The sequence below is a fragment of the Pantoea sp. BJ2 genome, from assembly GCF_040255075.1.
In the GTDB taxonomy this organism is placed as follows: domain Bacteria; phylum Pseudomonadota; class Gammaproteobacteria; order Enterobacterales; family Enterobacteriaceae; genus Pantoea; species Pantoea leporis.
In genome coordinates, this window is record NZ_CP158292.1 from 3,261,827 (window position 1) to 3,281,344 (window position 19,518).

Here is a 19,518-nt window from a genome sequence, read left to right on the forward strand (position 1 = left end):
AATTTTGGGAGAGACTGCGCCGGTTACAAATACGGCAGCGTCTTCTTCCCCCGCGAACGGGGGAAGATCGGGATGGGGGACAAACGGCTCTGAATCAATGCAAACGGCGCGCGTCGATAATATCCGGCACCTGATTGAGACGTGCCAGCACGCGGCCAAGCACTTGCTGGTTATAGATCTCAATATCCATATCAATGGTCGCCAGCTGCTTTTTGGTGTCACTGCGGCTGGAGACGCCGAGCACATTGACCTTCTCGTTAGCCAGAATGGTGGTGATATCGCGTAGCAGGCCGCTACGATCGTTGGCGGTAACGCGTACCACCAGCGAATAACCGCTGGAGTAATCCTCGCCCCACACCGCATCAACGATACGTTCCGGTGCGTGCGAAATCAGCTCGGTTAACTGGTCGCAGTCGGCGCGGTGAATCGAGATGCCGCGCCCCTGGGTGATAAAGCCCACGATATCGTCGCCAGGAATCGGCTGGCAGCAGCGGGCGATGTGGTGGAGCAGATTGCCCACGCCTTCCACCACCACGCGACCGCTCTCTTTGCGCGCGGACGGCGCATGTGACTTCTGCGTCAGCAGGCGCAGCGCCTCGCGATCTTCCTCTTCGGCGCTCGGCTTGTTGAGCTTGCCCTGCAGGAAATTCACCATCTGATTGAGGCGAATATCGCCGCCGCCAATCATCGCCAGCAGCTCATCCTGCGAACTGACGTTATAGCGCGGCAGCAGCAGTTTTTCCGCTTCGCGCATGCTGATATCCATCTGATTTAGCTCGCTTTCGAGGATCTGACGGCCAGCAATGATATTTTTGTCACGATCCTGTTTGCGGAACCAGGCGTGAATTTTCGAGCGTCCGCGGCTGGTGGTGATATAGCCGAGGTTCGGGTTCAGCCAGTCGCGGCTTGGGTTTGGCTGTTTCTGGGTGATCACTTCAATCTGATCGCCCATCTGCAACTGATAGGTAAACGGCACGATGCGCCCGCTGATTTTGGCGCCAATGCAGCGGTGGCCGATATCGCTGTGAATATGGTAGGCGAAGTCGAGCGGCGTTGATCCCGCCGGCAGATCGACCACGTCACCTTTCGGGGTAAACACATACACGCGGTCGTCGAATACCTGGCTGCGCACCTCTTCCAGCATCTCGCCGGAATCAGCCATCTCTTCCTGCCAGCTAATCAGCTTACGCAGCCAGGCGATGCGCCCTTCATGTCCTGCCGCGCCGCGCGCGTTGCTGGAGGTTGGACCTTCTTTGTACTTCCAGTGTGCGGCGACGCCCAGCTCGGCATCTTCATGCATCTGGCGCGTACGAATCTGGATTTCCACCGTTTTGCCCTGCGGACCCAGCACCACGGTATGAATCGATTGATAGCCGTTAGGCTTGGGATTGGCAACGTAGTCGTCAAACTCACTCGGCAGATGGCGAAACAACGTATGCACCGTACCAAGCGCGCCGTAGCAATCCTGCAGCCGTTCCGCCACGATACGCACCGCGCGCACGTCAAACAGCTCATCGAACGCTAATGACTTCTTCTGCATCTTGCGCCAGATGCTGTAGATGTGTTTCGGACGACCATACACTTCAGCACGCACGCCCTCTTTCTGCATCTCGGCACGCAGGTTGGCAACGAAGCTTTCAATATAGCCTTCGCGGTCAATACGGCGTTCATGCAGCAGCTTAGCAATGCGTTTGTATTCATCGGGATGCAGATAGCGGAAGCAGTAATCTTCCAGCTCCCATTTGAGCTGACCGATACCCAAGCGGTTGGCCAGCGGCGCGTAGATATTGGTGCTCTCTTTCGCCGCGAGCACGCGCTCATCTTCTGGCGCGTCTTTCATTTCTCGCAGATGGGCGATACGTTCCGCCAGCTTGATAACCACGCAGCGAAAATCTTCCACCATCGCCAGCAGCATGCGGCGCACGTTATCCACCTGCTCGGAGGCCATCGAATCGTTGTGAATCGCTTTCAGCTGGCGAATGGCATCCATGTCGCGCACGCCGTGCACCAACATCACAATCTCTTTGCCAAAAGCTTTTTCGAGATCCTCTTCGCTCACCACATCGGCGTTGGCGAGCGGGAACAGCAGCGCCGCGCGCAGGCTGTCAATGTCCATGCTGAGCATGGTGAGAATTTCCACCATCTCAATACCGCGCCACAGCAGCAGAGCTTGATCAGGATGGTTGTGCGTTTCGGCTTCACAGTAGCGCCACGCATCCGCCAGTCGCTGACAGGATTGCGGATTGTTGATACTCAAACTGGCGATCCACTGGTCGAGGGCAAATTCGCCCGCCGTATTTAAATGCGCACTTCTAACCGCAACCATATCCTCTCCTGCCACAGCGATGTGGACATCGCTTATGCTTTGCTAAACAGCACCATGGATTCGAGATGACTGGTATGGGGGAACATATCCAGCATCGCGACCCTTTCCAAATGGTAGCCCGCTGACAGCAATGTCTGACTGTCACGCGCCAGCGTTGTAGGGTTACAGGAAACATAGACCACACGTTGCGGCGCAAGTTTAACCACATGCGCCATTACGCCCGCGGCCCCAGCACGCGCTGGATCCAGTAACACCTTGTTAAATCCCTGCGTCGCCCACGGCTGACGCGATACATCTTCCTCCAGGTTATGCTGGAAAAAGCGAACATTCTTGAGATTAGTCTGCTCAGCATTATACGCTGCCTGCTGCACTAATGCTGCAACGCCCTCCACACCTACAACATTTTGTACGAACTTTCCTAATGGCAAGGTAAAGTTTCCCATGCCGCAGAACAAATCCAGCACACGATCCTCTGGCTGCAAATCCAGCCATTCAATGGCTTTTGCGACCATCTGCTGATTCACACCATCGTTGACCTGAATAAAATTCTGCGGGCTAAAGGATAGCGGCAAATTCAACGAGTGATAAAAAGGTTCGCGCGCATTCAGCGCCTGCAAACTTTCACTGCCATCAGCCAGATAGAGCGACAGTTGCTGCTCATGCGAAAAGCGTTCCAGTTTTGCGCGGTCGCCGGCAGATAATGCATCAAGATGACGCAGCACCATCAGCGGGCCATTATCCGCCAGCACCAATTCTACGTGGCCTAACCGTTTAACTGCCTGTAAATCGCTGAGGCACTGGTGCAGCGGCTGCAGCAACGCTTCAAGTTCGGGCACCAAAACCGGGCATTGCTTCAGTTCAACCAGATCGTTGCTGGCGGCCTGACGGAACCCCATTTGCAAACGCAGCTGTTTTGGCTGCCACTGCAATCCTAAACGCGCCCGGCGACGGTAGCCCCACGCGCTGCCGCTGATGATCTCATCGACCTTCACCGGCAGCGGCGCTTCGCGGCTTAACATGCGGCTTAATGCGCGCGCTTTACTCTCCTGCTGCAAAGCCACCGAAGCATGTTGCTGCTGGCAGCCGCCGCACACGCCAAAATGGACGCAGCGCGGTGTTTCCCGCTGTGGGCTGGGATTAATGATCTTATTGGCTTTGGCGCGTGCGTATTTGCTTTTATCCTCGAACACCGTCACTTCCGCCTGTTCACCGGGCAGCGCGCCGCTAACAAACATCGCCTTGCCTTTATGGCGCGCAACACCTTGTCCGAAAGGATCGAGGTCTTCAATGGTGACGGATATGCGAGCCTTCGTCGTCACACGCTGTTTTGCGGAGTAAAATTGCGCCATAGTATTGTGAAATCTCTACGTTAATTGGGTGTGCAGCCAATAACCGTGCTTGCACAGGGAAAAAATGCCAGGAGTCGCCAGGCCACAATTATGACCAAATACAGCCTGCGGGCGCGAATGATGATTCTGATACTGGCGCCAACGCTGATGATTGGTCTGCTGCTCAGTACCTTCTTTGTGGTGCACCGCTACAACGAATTACAGCATCAGGTGCACGACGCGGGAGCGAACATCATCGAACCGCTGGCGGTCTCCAGTGAATACGGCATGACGTGGCACAACCGCGATGCGATTCGCGAGTTAGTTAGTCTGCTGCATCGCCGCCACTCCGATATTGTCCGTGCCATCACCATTTTCGACAACAACAATCACGTCTACGTCACCTCGAATAACAATCAGAATCTGGCGCTGCTGCAAAAAGAGGACATCTCCACGCTGGAAGATGGCGTCTCGGTGGAGCGGCAAGGCACAATTATGATTCTGCGCACGCCGATTATCTCTGAACGCTATTCGGTGGATGAGCTGCCGGGCGAAGATGCCAAACCAGCCGGGAATCCGCTGGGTTATGTGGCGATCGAACTGGATCTGCAATCAGTGCGGCTGGAGCAGTACAAAGAAGTATTTGTCGCCACGCTGCTGCTGCTGTTCTGCCTGTGCATCGCCATGCTGTTTGCCTATCGCCTGATGCGCGACGTCACCGGTCCCATTCGCAATATGGTTACCACCGTGGACCGCATTCGTCGTGGCCAGCTGGACAGCCGCGTCGATGGTTACATGCTGGGCGAGCTGAGCATTCTGAAAAACGGCATCAACGCCATGGCGATGTCGCTCACCGCCTATCACGAAGAGATGCAGCAAAACATCGATCAGGCGACTTACGATCTGCGTGAAACGCTGGAGCAGCTGGAGATTCAGAACGTCGAGCTGGATCTGGCGAAGAAGCGCGCGCAGGAAGCGGCGCGCATCAAATCGGAATTCCTCGCCAACATGTCGCATGAGCTGCGTACGCCGCTGAACGGCGTAATTGGCTTTACCCGTCAGATGCTAAAAACCGGGCTGAGCACCAACCAGCGCGACTACATGAGCACCATCGAGCGTTCGGCGAATAACCTGCTGAGCATCATTAACGACGTGCTCGATTTCTCGAAACTGGAAGCCGGCAAGCTGGTGCTGGAGTCGATCCCGTTCCCGCTGCGCGCCACGCTGGATGAAACGCTGGTGCTGCTGGCGCCATCTGCCCATGACAAAGGGCTGGAAATTACCGTGTGCCTGGAAAAACAGGTGCCGGATAATGTGATTGGCGACCCGCTGCGCCTGCAGCAGATCATGATTAACCTGATTGGTAACGCGATTAAATTCACCGAGCACGGTCATATCGATTTGCGCGTTGAGCTGCGCAGCATCAACACTACGCGCGTCGAGCTGGAGATTCAGGTGCATGACACCGGCATCGGTATCTCTGAACAGCAGCAGTCGCAGCTATTCCAGGCGTTTCGTCAGGCCGATGCCAGCATTACGCGCCGTCATGGCGGCACCGGTTTAGGGTTGGTGATCACGCAGAAACTGGTGAGCGAAATGGGCGGCGAAATTGCCTTCCACAGCCGCCCGAATCAGGGTTCGACCTTCTGGGTGCACGTTCATCTCGATCTCAATCCCAATGCGCCAGCCATTCCGCGCATGTTGGACGATTTGCGCGCCACGCCGCTGGCGTATATCGAGCCACATCCAGCGGTGGCAAAAGCGGTGCAGGAGATGCTAAGCATCACGCCGCTGCAGGTGCAGCACTTCTCCAGCCTGGAAGAGATGCCCGAGACGCACTTCCCGCTGCTGCTGATGGGTTTGCCGGTCACCGAGCCGCATCCTGCGACGTTGCCGGATGCATTGATTAAACGTCTGCATGCGCGCGCCGATTCGGTGCTGCTGGCGCTGCCGAGTGAAATGATGCTGTTTGCCGATGACTTACGGGCGCGCGGCATTGCCGGGTGTATCGCCAAACCGGTTTCGTTGACGCGCTTGCTGCCGATGCTGCTGGACTTACATGACTGGCAAAGCGATGCGCTGCCGCGTGGTGCACGTCAGCCGCTGACGGTAATGGCGGTGGATGACAATCCCGCCAATCTGAAACTGATTGGCGCGCTGCTGGAGGAGCAGGTGCAGCACATCATTCTGTGTGATAACGCCGAGCAGGCGATTCGCCAGGCGCGCCTGCACAAGCTGGACGTGATTCTGATGGACATTCAGATGCCGGATATCGATGGCATCCGCGCCAGCGAAATCATCCGCAGCCTGCCGCTGCACGCCACCACACCGATTGTCGCCGTTACTGCGCATGCGCTGGATGGCGAACGTGCGCAGCTCATCAACGCTGGCATGAATGACTATCTGGCGAAGCCGATTGATGAGGACAAACTGAGCCAGCTGCTGCAGCGTTACGCGCCGAACCGGGTCATGCCACAGCCGCAACAGCCGCACGTGGCGCCGTCGCTGGACTGGACGCTGGCGCTACGTCAGGCCGCCAATAAACCCGATTTAGCCCGCGATTTGCTGCAAATGCTGCTCGATTTCCTGCCGGAAGTGGAAGAGCGCGTAGAGAGTGCCATGGCGAGCAATGATGTGGTGGGATTGCGCGAGATTATCCACAAGCTGCACGGCAGCGCCAGCTACAGCGGCGTGCCGCGCCTGAAGCAGCTGTGTCAGCAGCTGGAGAAGAGTTTACATCAGGAGAGCGATATCGACGCGCTGGAGCCGGAGCTGCTGGAGTTGAGTGATGAGATGGCGAACGTGGCGCGTGAAGCGAGGAAGTTATTGGCGTTGGGTTAGTGCGGTGCGGTTTTCCCCTCACCCCAGCCCTCTCCCGCAAGCGGGCGAGGGAGTTGCCCTGAGCATGCTGAAGTTACGTGCAAACTTATTCCATCGCTCCGATCGGTTCCCTCCCCCTCTGGGAGAGGATTAGGGTGAGGGAAAACTATCTCCCTTTCCCCAGCTTTATCACCGCCGCCACATTGCGCGCCGTCAGGCGCACGTTCTGCGCCGCGTTGGCCAGCGCGTCATCCAATGAGCAGATGCTAAACAGCACGCTGAACACCGCATCCAGCCCATGTTGGTGCACCACGCCGACATCCGCGGTTAAACTTCCGGCAATGCCAATCACCGGTTTATTAAACTGCTTCGCGACCTTTGCCACACCAATCGGCACCTTGCCATTAATGCTTTGACTATCAATGCGCCCTTCGCCGGTAATCACCAGATCGGCATCTTTCACCTGCTCGGCCAGGCCCAATGCTTCAGTGACAATTTCAATGCCGCTGCGTAACTCGGCCTGACAAAACGCATGCAGCGCCGCGCCCATGCCGCCCGCCGCGCCGCCGCCATCAATGTGTAAAACATCAATATCCAGATCGCGATGAATCAGGGTGGCGTAATGTTCCAGTGCTTTGTCCAGCTGCTGCACCAGTTCCGGCGTCGCGCCTTTCTGCGGACCGAAGATCGCCGAAGCGCCCTTATCACCGGTGAGCGGATTGCTGACATCGCAGGCGACTTCAAAGCGACACTGCTTAATACGCGTATCCAGCTGTTCGATATCGATGCGCGCCAGCTGCGGTAATGCGCCGCCGCCGTAGGCGATTTGCTTGCCGTGCTCATCCAGCAGTTGTGCGCCCAGCGCTTGCATCATGCCGGAACCGCCATCATTGGTGGCGCTGCCGCCAATGCCGATAATGAAGTGATCGACACCGCGATCGAGCGCATCTTTGATCAGCTCGCCGGTGCCGAACGAGGTGGTAATCAGCGGATCGCGCTGTGCCGCGGGCACTAACTCCAGCCCGCTGGCTGCCGCCATTTCGATAAATGCGGTACGCTCATCACCTGACAAACCGTAGAACGCCTCCACTGGCTTGCCGAGCGGTCCAGTAACCGTCAGCCGGACAATGTTTCCCTGCGTTGCCGCCACCATCGCTTCAACCGTGCCTTCACCACCGTCGGCAACCGGTATTTTCACGTACTCAGCTTCGGGAAAGATCTCGCGGAATCCCGCTTCAATCGCCGAAGCCACTTCCAGGGCGGATAAACTCTCTTTATATGAATCCGGTGCGATGACAATTTTCATAGGCAATCCAGCGCGGTTGATGACGGACATCCGTCCTGCGAAGGCAGCGAGCCGCCCGACATCCGTAGACGCCGGACGATTGCACTACCGGGTGATCTCAACTTTCGCTAATTTTTCATAATAGCAGGCCAGCGCGCTATGGTCGGAAGTGCCCTGTCCATCCACTTTCAGCGCCTGCATCATCTCCATCACTGCGGCAGTCAGCGGCAGATGCGCACCGATCTCGTGCGAGGTATCCAGCGCATTGGCCAGATCTTTGATATGCAGATCGATGCGGAAGCCCGGTTTGAAGTTACGATCCAGCACCATCGGCGCTTTGGCATCCAGCACGGTGCTGCCTGCCAGACCACCACGAATCGCCTGATAAACCAGCTCAGGATTAACGCCCGCTTTGGTCGCCAGCGACAGCGCTTCTGACATCGCCGCGATGTTAAGCGCCACAATCACCTGGTTCGCTAGCTTGGTCACATTCCCCGCACCAATGTCACCGGTGTGGACCACCGAACCCGCCATCGCTTTCATGATGTCGTAGCACTGATCAAACACCGCTTTATCGCCGCCCACCATCACCGACAGCGTGCCTTCAATCGCTTTCGGCTCGCCGCCGCTGACTGGCGCATCGAGCATTTTGATGCCTTTCGCCGCCAGCGCATCATGCACTTCGCGGCTGGCCAACGGCGCAATGGAACTCATGTCGATAACAATCAGGCCCGGCTTCGCGCCTTCGATGAGGCCGTTAGCGCCGAGGCACACCTCTTTAACCTGTGGCGAGTTCGGTACCATGGTGATCAACACATCCACCTGTTCAGCCACCTCTTTTGGCGTCTTCGCCACGATGGCGCCCAGCTCCACCAACTCTGCTTCGTTACTAACATTATGGTCGCGCACCACCAGCGAATAACCGGCTTTCACCAGGTTTTTACTCATCGGTTTGCCCATGATGCCGAGGCCGATAAATCCAATTTTCATTGCCTTTCCTCTCAGTCAGTTATTTTTTAAATTTGTCACACAGCGCCTGCGTGGCGTTACGGAACACACCCAGATCGCTGCCTACCGCCACAAAGCTGGCGCCCCACTCCAGATAGCGGCGCGCATCGGCTTCCACCGGCGCCAGAATGCCGCTCGGTTTCCCCGCCGCTTTGGCGCGTTCGAAGACGTGTTTAATCACTTTCAATACTTCGGGATGCGCAGGCTGGCCCAGATAGCCGAGCGCTGCCGAGAGATCGCCCGGCCCAACGAAGATGCCATCGACACCCTCCACTGCGGCGATAGCATCAATGTTGTCCACCGCCTGTTGCGTTTCGATCTGCACCAGCACCGTGATGTTGTCGTTAATGGTGCTGTTGTAATCCGGCAGCGTGCCGTACATGTTGCTGCGGTGTGAAACCGACACACCGCGAATGCCCGCCGGTGGATAGCGAGTAGACGCGACCGCGCGAATCGCTTCTTCCTCGGTCTCCACAAATGGCACCAGGAAGTTGTAGAAGCCGATATCCAGCAAGCGCTTAATGATGATCGGTTCGTTGCACGGCGGACGCACCACCGGCGCACTGTGGCTGCCCTTCAGTGCCATCAGTTGCGGCACAAAGGTGGTGATGTCATTCGGCGCGTGTTCGCCATCCAGCACCAGCCAGTCAAAGCCCGCCAGGCCCAGCACTTCAGTGGTAAGAGGATTAGCCAGCGCGCACCAGCTGCCAATCAGGGTTTCTCCTGCCAGCAAACGGCGACGAAAAGGGTTCGGCCAGGCATTGCTCATTGTCTTCACTCCTGTCGGTTACAGCAGGCTCCCGCGCGGGGAGCCGGAAAAGTTAGCGCACCAGGCACGGACGCTTGTTATCAAAGGTCCAGTTCGGTACGAGGAACTGCATGGCTTGCGCATCGTCGCGCGCGCCTAAACCGTGTTTCTGATACAGCGCGTTGGCTTGCATCACCTGATCCATATCCAGCTCGACGCCGAGACCCGGTTTTTGCGGCACCTGCACCATGCCGCCTTTAATCTGTAGCGGCTCTTTAGTCAGGCGCTGATTGCCTTCCTGCCAAATCCAGTGGGTATCGATGGCGGTAATCGCACCCGGTGCGGCGGCGGCAACGTGGGTAAACATCGCCAGTGAAATGTCGAAGTGGTTGTTAGAGTGCGAGCCCCACGTCAGGCCGAAGTCGTGACACATCTGCGCCACGCGTACCGAACCCTGCATCGTCCAGAAGTGCGGATCGGCCAGCGGGATATCGACCGACTGCAGCGACAGCGTGTGGCCCATTTGACGCCAGTCGGTGGCGATCATGTTGGTGGCGGTCGGCATGCCGGTGGCGCGGCGGAATTCCGCCATCACTTCGCGACCGGAATAGCCCTGCTCAGCACCGCACGGATCTTCCGCATAGGCCAGCACACCTTTCAGCTGCTTACCGAGCAGAATCGCCTCGTTGAGCGACCAGGCGCCGTTAGGATCAAGCGTCACACGCGCCTGCGGGAAGCGCTTCGCCAGCGCCGTCACCGCTTCGGCCTCTTCGCCACCGCGCAGCACGCCGCCTTTCAGTTTGAAATCGTTAAAGCCATATTTTTCATAGGCCGCTTCCGCCAGGCGCACCACCTTATCCGGCGTCAGCGCTTCTTCGTGGCGCAGGCGATACCAATCACATTTGTCATTTTCCTGGCTCTGATACGGCAGCGACGTTTTCTTGCGATCGCCGACATAGAACAGATAGCCGAGCATTTCTACCCGGTCGCGCTGCTGACCATCGCCGAGCAACGAGGCGACGTTCACGCCTAAATGCTGTCCCAGCAGATCGAGCAGCGCCGCTTCGATGCCAGTAACCACGTGAATGGTGGTACGCAAATCAAAGGTTTGGTTGCCGCGTCCGCTGGAATCGCGGTCAGCAAAGGTGCTGCGCACCAGGTTGAGGATGTTCTTGTATTCGCCAACGGTTTTCTGCACCACCAGCGCCGCCGCATCCTCCAGCGTCTGACGAATCTTTTCGCCGCCCGGAATCTCACCGACGCCGGTGTGTCCGGCATTGTCTTTAATGATGACGATGTTGCGGGTAAAGAACGGCGAATGCGCGCCACTCAGGTTAAGCAACATGCTGTCGTGACCGGCCACCGGAATGACCTGCAGCGATGTTATTTTCGGTGTCTGACTCATTTCCTGCTCCTTAAACTTAGCCGCGACCAAAGGCTGGACGCTTGCGGTCGAATGCCCAATTGGGAACCAGATACTGCATCGCGGTGGCGTCATTACGTGCGCCCGCCGGCAGTGATTTGTATAACGCGTTGGCCTGATGCAGGCGATCCCAATCCAGCTCGACGCCGAGGCCCGGCTTATCCGGCACGGCGATTTTGCCGTTGCGGATCTGCAGCGGCTCTTTGGTCAGGCGCTGATCGCCCTCCTGCCAAATCCAGTGCGTATCAATCGCGGTGGGTTTACCCGGCGCAGCGGCGCCAACGTGGGTGAACATCGCCAGTGAAATATCGAAGTGGTTATTGGAGTGACAGCCCCACGTCAGCCCCCAGTCATCACACAGCTGCGCCACGCGCACTGCGCCGCTCAGCGTCCAGAAGTGCGGATCGGCCAGCGGGATGTCGACGGCATTGAGCATCACCGCGTGGTTCATCTCGCGCCAGTTGGTGGCGATCATGTTGGTGGCGACCGGCAACCCCGTCGCACGGCGGAATTCGGCCATGACTTCGCGGCCGGAATAGCCCTGCTCGGCACCGCACGGATCTTCGGCGTAGGTCAGCACATCGCCCATGCCTTTACACAAGCGAATGGCTTCATCCAGCGTCCAGGCACCGTTGGGATCGACGGTGATGCGCGCATCGGGGAAGCGTTTTTTTAGCGCCGCCGCCGACTCAATCTCCTGCTCGCCCGGCAGCACGCCGCCTTTGAGTTTGAAATCTTTGAAGCCATATTTGTCCTGCGCCGCTTCCGCCAGACGCACCACAGATTCCGGCGTCAGCGCCTCCTGATGACGCAAGTGATACCAGTCGTGGCTAGCATTTTCGCCGGTCAGATACGGCAAATCGGTTTTGCGACGATCGCCGAGATAGAACAGATAGCCGAGCACCGTGACCTCATCGCGCTGCTGGCCCGGACCGAGCAGTTCCGCCACCGGCACGCCGAGACATTGGCCGAGTAAATCCAGTAGCGCCGCTTCCAGCGCGGCCACCGCATTGACGCGCAGCTCGAAGGTCCACGCGCCCTTGCCGAAGGTATCGAAATCCGCCGACTGATTGCCTTTGTGCACCTGCTGCACCAGACGATTCATGCGGGCAACCTGCTGACCTTTTACCTGCGGAATCGCCTCAACCAGCGTTTGGTAGATGGTTTCCCCGCCCGGCGCTTCACCGACGCCGGTGTGTCCCGCGCTATCCGTGAGCACCACGATATTGCGGGTGAAGCAGGCGCTGTGCGCGCCACCGATGTTGAGCAGCATGCTGTCGTAACCGGCAACCGGAATCACCTGCATATCGGTGATGACCGGCGTGCTTTGCGTAGTCATATTCCGTCCTTATGGCCTGGTTTTCAGTTCAACGCGTTTGATATCGCCGGCAATCACCAGGAAACTAAATGCGGCGACAAAGGCATGGATACCGACATAAATCAGCGCGCCCTCGAAGGATCCGCTGGTGGCGATGATGTAACCGATGGCAATTGGCGTGACGATGCCGGAGAAGTTACCGAACATGTTGAACAAGCCACCGCTCAAACCGCTGATCTCTTTCGGTGCGGTATCTGCCATCACCGCCCAACCCAGCGCACCAATGCCTTTGCCGAAGAATGCCAGCGCCATAAAGAACACCACCACCCATTCCGTGTCGGTGTAGTTACACATCACCATCGAGATGGAGAGCAGCATACCGAGCACAATGGGCGTTTTACGCGCGATGTTCAGCGAACCGGTTTTACGCATCAGGTAATCAGAAATCACGCCGCCCAATACGCCGCCGAGGAAGCCACACACCGCAGGAATCGAAGCAATAAAGCCGGCCTTCAGAATCGACATGCCGCGCGCCTGCACCAGATACACCGGGAACCAGGTAATAAAGAAGTAGGTTAAGGCGTTGACGCAGTATTGGCCGAGATAGATGCCCAGCATCATGCGTGAGGTCAGTAGCTGTTTGATCTGGAACCACTTCTCGCTCCAGCTCACTTTGCGGGCATCCTTTTTGACGTCCATGTTGATCAGCGCGCCGCCCTGCTCCATGTACTCCAGCTCGGCTTTGTTAACGCCCGGATGATCGGTGGGATCGTGGATCACTTTCAGCCAGATAAAGCTGAGGATGATGCCCAATCCGCCCATGAACCAGAACACGTGCGCCCAGCCCACTTCGGAGACCAGCCAACCCATGATCGGCGCGAAGATTACCGTGGCAAAGTATTGCGCCGAGTTAAAGATTGCGACGGCGGTGCCGCGCTCCTGTGCCGGGAACCAGGCCGCAACAATGCGGCTATTGCCGGGGAAGGATGGCGCTTCAGCCAGGCCGACCAGGAAGCGCAACAGGAACAGCGAAATGATAATGCCAAAACCGCTGAACAGATCGACGAAGCCTTGCAGCAAGGTAAACAGCGACCAGAGGAAGATGCTCCAGAAGTAGACGCGTTTTGAGCCGAAGCGGTCGAGCAGCCAGCCGCCCGGAATCTGCCCAATCACGTACGCCCAGGAAAAGGCGGAGAAGATATAGCCAAGGCCGACCGAATCAAGGCCGATCTCTTTGGACATCGCCGAACCGGCAATCGAAATGGTTGCGCGGTCACCGTAGTTGAACGAGGTGACGATAAATAACATCACCACAATCCAGTAACGGGCATTGGTGCGCTTTTGCACCGCTTCCGCTGTCTGGCTGAAACTATTCATGATGCACTCCTGAAATATAGCGAACGCTACATCCACTCTGACTGCATACACATCGCGTTGGGTATCAGAATGAAGTCGGGTTAAACACGGCGATTTTTATATTTGGCAATACGATGATGCGTCGTGACGAATAACCTAACGTTGAAGAACGAGAATCAGTATAGGAACAGCCTGGCGGCGAAACACTGGAAGAACGCATGAGGATTAAGGGTGAAAGAGAATGATTTTATGGCATCTGCACATAACGCTGCGGCGTGGCTCACGGAACGCTTTTTTGCTCCCTGATTTTGCCTGGTTAACGTACAGGACAACGGCAGTTTGTGAGTCCCTTCACTTGTGTTTGGATAAACGAACCAAATTCCCCTGATAAATCTCCTTAAAGCCAGTCAGTTGCACAATGCATACGGCAAATACCCCTGCATATACTGAGGCTGGCAAAAAACGATGACGTGATGGACGTATTTTAAACCGCGCTGCTACGTACGGTGCGACGAACTGGAAGGTGAGCAATGAACCGTCCTCTGACAGAAAAACCGCTCTATATCAAAGTGCACGATGCCGATAACGTGGCGATCGTGGTCAACAATCAGGGATTACCGTCTGGCACCCGGTTCGACGACGGACTGCAACTGACTGAGCATGTGCCACAGGGACATAAAGTCGCGCTCAGCGATATCCCGCAAGCAGGCGCGATCCTGCGCTACGGTGAAGTGATTGGCTACGCGCTGCGCCCCATCCCACAAGGTAGCTGGATTGAAGAATCACGGGTAGCGCTGCCCGAAGCGCCGCCACTCAACAGTTTGCCGTTGGCAAACAATGTGCCGCCCGCGCTGCCGCCGCTGGAAGGTTATACCTTCGAAGGCTATCGCAACGCAGATGGCAGCGTGGGCACGCGCAACCTGCTCGGCATCACCACCAGCGTTCACTGCGTGGCGGGCGTGGTGGATTATGTAGTGCAGATCATTGAGCGTGATTTGCTGCCGCGTTATCCCAATGTCGATGGCGTGGTGGCGCTGAATCATCTGTACGGTTGCGGCGTGGCAATCAATGCGCCCGCCGCGGTGGTGCCGATTCGCACCATTCATAACCTGGCGCTGAATCCCAATTTTGGTGGCGAAGTGATGATCGTCAGCCTCGGCTGCGAGAAGTTACAGCCCGAACGTCTGCTGACCGGCACACCGGATGTGCAGGCCATTTCGCTGGATGACAACGACATTGTGCGATTGCAGGATGAGCGGCTGGTGGGCTTCGGCGCGATGGTGGATGAAATCCTGCAGGTCGCCGAACGCCATTTGAAAAAGCTTAATCAACGTCAGCGCGAAACCTGTCCAGCATCGGAATTGGTGATCGGCACGCAGTGCGGCGGCAGCGACGCTTTCTCGGGTGTAACGGCGAACCCCGCCGTGGGATTTGCTTCTGATTTACTGGTGCGCTGCGGTGCGACGGTGATGTTCTCGGAAGTGACCGAAGTGCGGGATGCTATCCATCTGCTGACGCCGCGCGTGGTGGATGAAGCGGTCGGCAAACGGCTGCTGGAAGAGATGGCGTGGTATGACGATTATCTTAGCCAGGGCCAAACCGATCGCAGCGCCAATCCCTCGCCGGGCAACAAAAAAGGCGGGCTGGCGAATGTGGTGGAGAAAGCGCTGGGTTCGATTGCCAAGTCAGGTCGCAGCCCGATTGTTGAAGTGTTATCGCCAGGACAGCGCCCCACCAAACGCGGGCTGATTTATGCGGCCACACCAGCCAGCGATTTCGTGTGTGGCACGCAGCAGATGGCATCGGGCATTACCTTGCAGGTGTTCACTACCGGGCGCGGCACACCTTACGGTTTGGCCGCCATTCCGGTAATCAAGATGGCAACGCGCAATGCCCTGGCCGAACGCTGGCATGATTTGATGGATATTAATGCCGGAACCATTGCAACGGGCGAAGAGAGTATTGAACAGGTCGGTTGGCGACTGTTTGAGTTGATTCTGGAGATTGCCAGCGGGCGCAAGCAGACATGGTCGGATCGTTGGGGGATTCGTAATCAGCTGGCGGTGTTTAATCCGGCGCCGGTAACGTGATGGCTATTGCCCTCACCCTGGCCCTCTCCCACTTCGCGGGAGAGGGAACAAACCGTGCGGGCTGCATCCTCTAAATATTCCCTCTCCCGCTGGCGGGAGAGGGTTAGGGTGAGGGAAAAGTCCTTACAGCAACTTACCCCAGCTCTCCACCCACGGTGAGGTCACTGATTCGGGCTCCGGATCTTCCGTCGCATCCACCAACAGCACCTCGCCGATGCGCTGCGCGCTCTGCTCCTGCAAGGTGGCATCAAAGGTTTTAGCTGCACGGCAGAAATTGTCATAGCTGCTGTCACCCAAGCCAATCACGCCATAACGCAATTCTGGTTGATAACCCAGCTGATCGCGCACTGCAACATACAGGCGGGCAATGTTATCCGGGAAGTCGCCCTGACCGGTGGTTGAGGTGACAATCAGCACCACATCCTGGCTGTATGCCTGCCAATCCGCCATCGACGGATCTTCAAACACCTTCACGTCGTGGCCCTGCTCTTCCAGCACCGTCTGTGCTTCTTCAGCTACCAGCAGCGCATTGCCGTAAACCGTACCTGTAAAAATGCCAATCTTTACCATCTTGCCGCTCCTTTATTCTGTCGGCTTATCCTGGACTGCATCATTGGCAAACTCAACCCTGGGAACATCAGGGATCTGATCCTGCCAGCCAAACTGCTCAAGCATCTGCTGCCAGACGCGATCCAACCCGGCGCGAATCACTATGGCCTCGCCGGTAACGGGATGGGTAAAGCTGAGCGCGCTGGCGTGCAGCATCAGGCGATTGAGGCCAAAATGTGCCGCCGCACCGCGATTCTGGCGCAGATCGCCGTGCGCGCTGTCGCCAATAATCGGATGACGCAGATGCACCATGTGGCGACGCAGCTGATGTTTACGCCCGGTGTGCGGCGCCATCTCCACCAGCGTATAGCGCGCGGTGTTATAGCGGCTGATGGCGACCGGCATCTCAACGTGTGCCAGCGCCCGATAATCCGTTACCGCCGGTTGGGCAACAGGTTCCTGGGTGGCAAATTTGTCGGCAATCTTATCCAGCTCTTCCACCAGCGGATAATCCAGCGTCGCGCCGCCTTCCAGCCAGCCGCGCAGCACCGCATGATAGGTTTTCTGCATCTGATGCTGTTCAAACTGCTGCGCCAGTAAATGGGCGACTTCACTCGATAAGGCCATCAGCAACACGCCGGACGTTGGGCGATCGAGGCGGTGCACAGTAAACACATGCTGGCCAATCTGATCGCGCACCGTTTGCATCACCACCACTTTTTCATTGCGATCGAGCCAGCTGCGATGCACCAGCCAACCGGCCGGCTTATTCACCGCGACCAGCCACGCATCTTGATAAAGGATTTCGAGCATCAGGCGGAAGGTTCCTGGAACAGCGCATCAAACTTGCTGAGCGTCAGCAATAGCACCGCATAGCCCGGCGTGTCGGCTGGCAATGAGACTTCATAATAGGGAGCGATGGCAAAATTCTGCGGTAACGACGCGCCGCTTTCGAGCAGCGCATAAAAACGTGGCATGAACACCCATTGCAGCCATTGCAGCGGCTCCATGGTATCAAGACAGAAAGGTTCGGTACTGGCGAAGGCGCCCGCCTCGGGGGATTGTGACTGCCAATGGCCGTGTTCACGCATCACCGCTTCGACCTGCTGCAGGCGCTGAAAAATCATTTGCGACGACATGCGCCACCTCCAGAGAAAAATTGGGCGGCAAGCATACCATCAGTCACGCCCGGCGTAAAAATGGCATAAAAAAAGGGAGCACTGTGATTACAGTGCTCCCGGTTTTCGTTTGCAGCATTCCAGCTACTGCTGTGCTCCCTGCTCATCCATGACAACTTTTCCTGCGCTTTCCGTCGCTTGTCATCATGACATTGGTCCTTAGCATCCTGGCCCGCCACGTTCCGCGTGGCTCTCATTCTCCGTCCTGGAGGTGTCCTTTATACTCAATCCTGATTGTCCTGCTTCGTCCTAAAGCCTTCCGTGTGCCGTAAACTCCGTTACGTTCCCGCCTCATGGCTGACATTCTCCTGAACGTCTCTTAATCCCCAGCATCCTGCCAGTGGTGACTATTCTCCCAGAAACCATCGCAATAACAAGCCAGTAAGAAGCGTTAATGGATTAAGTCCTGTCTTAATTTTCAGATTGATGCCATAAGTTCATGATTCACAATATTTTTACATTTAGGGCTTCCGCAAGTCTGCGCAATGATCTAGCGATCTCTCACACCTAACGTGAGAGATCTCTCACAAAGCGCAGCCTAAAAATCTGCAAATCACTGAGTAACCGGTTGTAAAGCATTAAGAAATGTCTTAACCGATGTCGCCAGGACTTCACGCTTTTTAGTGCCAGGCTCCTCAATAATGACCTCGCCGGTAAGATTGCACAGCGCAATCACATCATTCTCTGAGTTGGTGGTGGCAATAAACAGCGTTGGCGCTTGTCTTAAGCGGCGCTTCATAACCAAGTGACCAATCAGGTTTTCCTGCAGGCGAGTGAAATCTGCTTCACTCCATACCTGCAGCAGGGTAATCGGCTGCAGTTCAAAGGTTGCCGTCATATCACCTGCAAACTGGCTGGTGTAAAACGCACTGATTTCTGGTTGCAGTTGCAGATCCAGCGCACGCTCTACCGCTTCAAGCGTGGCCGGTAACGTAAACGGCTGCGGCTGCCACAACACGCGGTCATCCAGCGTGCTGATAATGCAGTCGGAGGGAACGCCAAGCAGATCGGCGCTGGCGGGAAAATGTCCGGTTTGTTGCTGCCAATGTTCCACGTAGCGGGCGGTAAACTCACGCAGAGCATCTACGGTTTGCTGCATCATTCATATTCTCGCAAGTGTTAGGTTACACTTAACCACTTTGATGAAATTCAGTGGTAACCGTTATGTCTTCTGAAAACCGGGATCAGGCATTAAGCGCCCTGACCTTAGGTAAGCCCACGGCTTATGTTGATCGCTACGATAACACGCTGCTGCAATCCGTGCCGCGCAGCCTTAACCGTGAGCCGCTGGGGCTGTATCCCGATAATCTGCCGTTTACTGGCGCAGATATCTGGACGCTCTACGAACTCTCCTGGCTCAACAGCAAAGGCGTTCCGCAGGTCGCAGTGGGCGAAGTGGTACTGCGCGCCGATAGCCAAAACCTGATCGAGTCGAAGAGTTTCAAGCTCTATCTTAACAGTTTTAATCAGAGCGTTTTCGCCGACTGGGGCGAAGTTCGCCAGACGCTGGAGCGCGATCTCAGCGCCTGCGCGAAGGGTCAGGTCAGCGTGGCGCTGTTTCGTCTCAGCGAAGTGGAAGGCCAGCCGATCGGCCATTTCAGTGGCGAAGTGATTGATGAACAGGATATCGAAATTCACGATTACGCCTTCAATGCGGATTATCTGGCGCAGGCTGCAGGCCGTGAAATTGTTGAAGAAACGCTGGTTAGCCATCTGCTGAAATCGAACTGCTTAATTACCAATCAGCCCGATTGGGGCTCGGTGATGATTCGCTACAAAGGCCCGCGTATTAATCGTGAAGCGCTGCTGCGTTATCTCATCTCATTCCGTCAGCATAATGAGTTTCATGAGCAGTGCGTTGAGCGCATTTTCAACGACGTTCAGCGCTTTTGTCAGCCAGAAACCCTGAGCGTTTATGCACGTTACACCAGGCGCGGCGGTCTGGATATCAATCCGTGGCGCAGTAACGTGCCCTTCTCTCCGGGATTTTCCCGCCTGGTTCGCCAGTAATAGTTTGCGAGACGCCTCGCAGGCCGCTGCACGGATGCGCGGTTCCCCTTGAGCATTCACAGCGGACAACGTTACTCTG

The 19,518-nt window shown here is 56.6% G+C and carries 15 protein-coding genes; 3 read left to right on the forward strand and 12 right to left on the reverse strand.

Translation table 11 applies throughout. From position 1 onward, the window contains the following. Nucleotides 1–94: 94 nt before the first annotated feature. Together relA and rlmD are read right to left on the reverse strand one after the other, a co-directional pair. Nucleotides 95–2,326, reverse strand: a complete 2,232-nt coding sequence (relA, locus tag AAF463_RS15135; RefSeq protein WP_101762592.1) for a GTP diphosphokinase — start codon at nucleotides 2,324–2,326, stop codon at nucleotides 95–97. A 32-nt stretch (nucleotides 2,327–2,358) separates the two neighbouring features. Continuing rightward, a complete protein-coding gene (gene rlmD / locus AAF463_RS15140) occupies nucleotides 2,359–3,675 on the reverse strand; it encodes a 23S rRNA (uracil(1939)-C(5))-methyltransferase RlmD (RefSeq protein ID WP_350261026.1) in 1,317 nt (438 codons plus the stop codon). A 90-nt stretch (nucleotides 3,676–3,765) separates the two neighbouring features. On the opposite strand from rlmD, the gene barA reads away from it, so the two are divergent. Then, complete coding sequence (gene barA / locus AAF463_RS15145) at nucleotides 3,766–6,495, forward strand: two-component sensor histidine kinase BarA (RefSeq protein ID WP_336768819.1); 2,730 nt, start codon at nucleotides 3,766–3,768, stop codon at nucleotides 6,493–6,495. 145 nt (nucleotides 6,496–6,640) lie between these two features. Here barA and AAF463_RS15150 read toward each other — a convergent pair whose 3' ends face one another. The 6 genes from AAF463_RS15150 to AAF463_RS15175 all read right to left on the reverse strand — a co-directional run bounded on the left by AAF463_RS15150 (nucleotide 6,641) and on the right by AAF463_RS15175 (nucleotide 13,633). Then, complete coding sequence (locus tag AAF463_RS15150) at nucleotides 6,641–7,780, reverse strand: glycerate kinase (protein WP_192236501.1); 1,140 nt, start codon at nucleotides 7,778–7,780, stop codon at nucleotides 6,641–6,643. 84 nt (nucleotides 7,781–7,864) lie between these two features. Next, entirely contained in the window at nucleotides 7,865–8,749 is an 885-nt protein-coding gene (gene garR / locus AAF463_RS15155) for a 2-hydroxy-3-oxopropionate reductase (protein ID WP_350261027.1), read from the reverse strand. Nucleotides 8,750–8,768: 19 nt separating this feature from the next. Beyond that, nucleotides 8,769–9,536 carry a 2-dehydro-3-deoxyglucarate aldolase gene (gene garL, locus AAF463_RS15160; protein ID WP_101762587.1) on the reverse strand — a complete coding sequence of 256 codons (768 nt, stop codon included), beginning with the start codon at nucleotides 9,534–9,536 and terminating at the stop codon, nucleotides 8,769–8,771. A gap of 52 nt (nucleotides 9,537–9,588) precedes the next feature. Further along, nucleotides 9,589–10,920 (reverse strand): glucarate dehydratase, encoded by a 1,332-nt coding sequence (gene gudD / locus AAF463_RS15165; protein ID WP_101762586.1) that lies wholly within the window; start codon nucleotides 10,918–10,920, stop codon nucleotides 9,589–9,591. Between the two features lie 16 nt (nucleotides 10,921–10,936). Further along, the gene (locus tag AAF463_RS15170; protein WP_192236500.1) at nucleotides 10,937–12,277 is read right to left on the reverse strand and encodes an enolase C-terminal domain-like protein; all 1,341 of its coding nucleotides are present in this window, start codon (nucleotides 12,275–12,277) and stop codon (nucleotides 10,937–10,939) included. 9 nt (nucleotides 12,278–12,286) lie between these two features. Further along, a complete protein-coding gene (locus AAF463_RS15175; protein ID WP_110868301.1) occupies nucleotides 12,287–13,633 on the reverse strand; it encodes an MFS transporter in 1,347 nt (448 codons plus the stop codon). A gap of 509 nt (nucleotides 13,634–14,142) precedes the next feature. Between AAF463_RS15175 and garD the strand changes: the two genes are divergently transcribed. Then, nucleotides 14,143–15,702, forward strand: a complete 1,560-nt coding sequence (garD, locus tag AAF463_RS15180) for a galactarate dehydratase (protein WP_350261028.1) — start codon at nucleotides 14,143–14,145, stop codon at nucleotides 15,700–15,702. Nucleotides 15,703–15,825: 123 nt separating this feature from the next. On the opposite strand, the gene AAF463_RS15185 is transcribed toward garD, so the two are convergent. The 4 genes from AAF463_RS15185 to syd form a co-directional block, all read right to left on the reverse strand. Beyond that, nucleotides 15,826–16,272, reverse strand: a complete 447-nt coding sequence (locus AAF463_RS15185) for a flavodoxin (RefSeq protein ID WP_217549464.1) — start codon at nucleotides 16,270–16,272, stop codon at nucleotides 15,826–15,828. Nucleotides 16,273–16,284: 12 nt separating this feature from the next. Further along, complete coding sequence (gene truC / locus AAF463_RS15190; RefSeq protein ID WP_350261029.1) at nucleotides 16,285–17,064, reverse strand: tRNA pseudouridine(65) synthase TruC; 780 nt, start codon at nucleotides 17,062–17,064, stop codon at nucleotides 16,285–16,287. Further along, nucleotides 17,064–17,390, reverse strand: coding sequence for a YqcC family protein (locus AAF463_RS15195; RefSeq protein ID WP_350261030.1), 327 nt, complete (start codon nucleotides 17,388–17,390; stop codon nucleotides 17,064–17,066). Before AAF463_RS15195 ends, truC begins: the two co-directional genes overlap by 1 nt. A 592-nt stretch (nucleotides 17,391–17,982) precedes the next feature. Continuing rightward, nucleotides 17,983–18,531, reverse strand: coding sequence for a SecY-interacting protein (syd, locus tag AAF463_RS15200; RefSeq protein ID WP_192412009.1), 549 nt, complete (start codon nucleotides 18,529–18,531; stop codon nucleotides 17,983–17,985). A gap of 62 nt (nucleotides 18,532–18,593) precedes the next feature. On the opposite strand from syd, the gene queF reads away from it, so the two are divergent. Then, nucleotides 18,594–19,439, forward strand: a complete 846-nt coding sequence (queF, locus tag AAF463_RS15205) for an NADPH-dependent 7-cyano-7-deazaguanine reductase QueF (protein ID WP_350261031.1) — start codon at nucleotides 18,594–18,596, stop codon at nucleotides 19,437–19,439. Nucleotides 19,440–19,518: the final 79 nt, after the last annotated feature.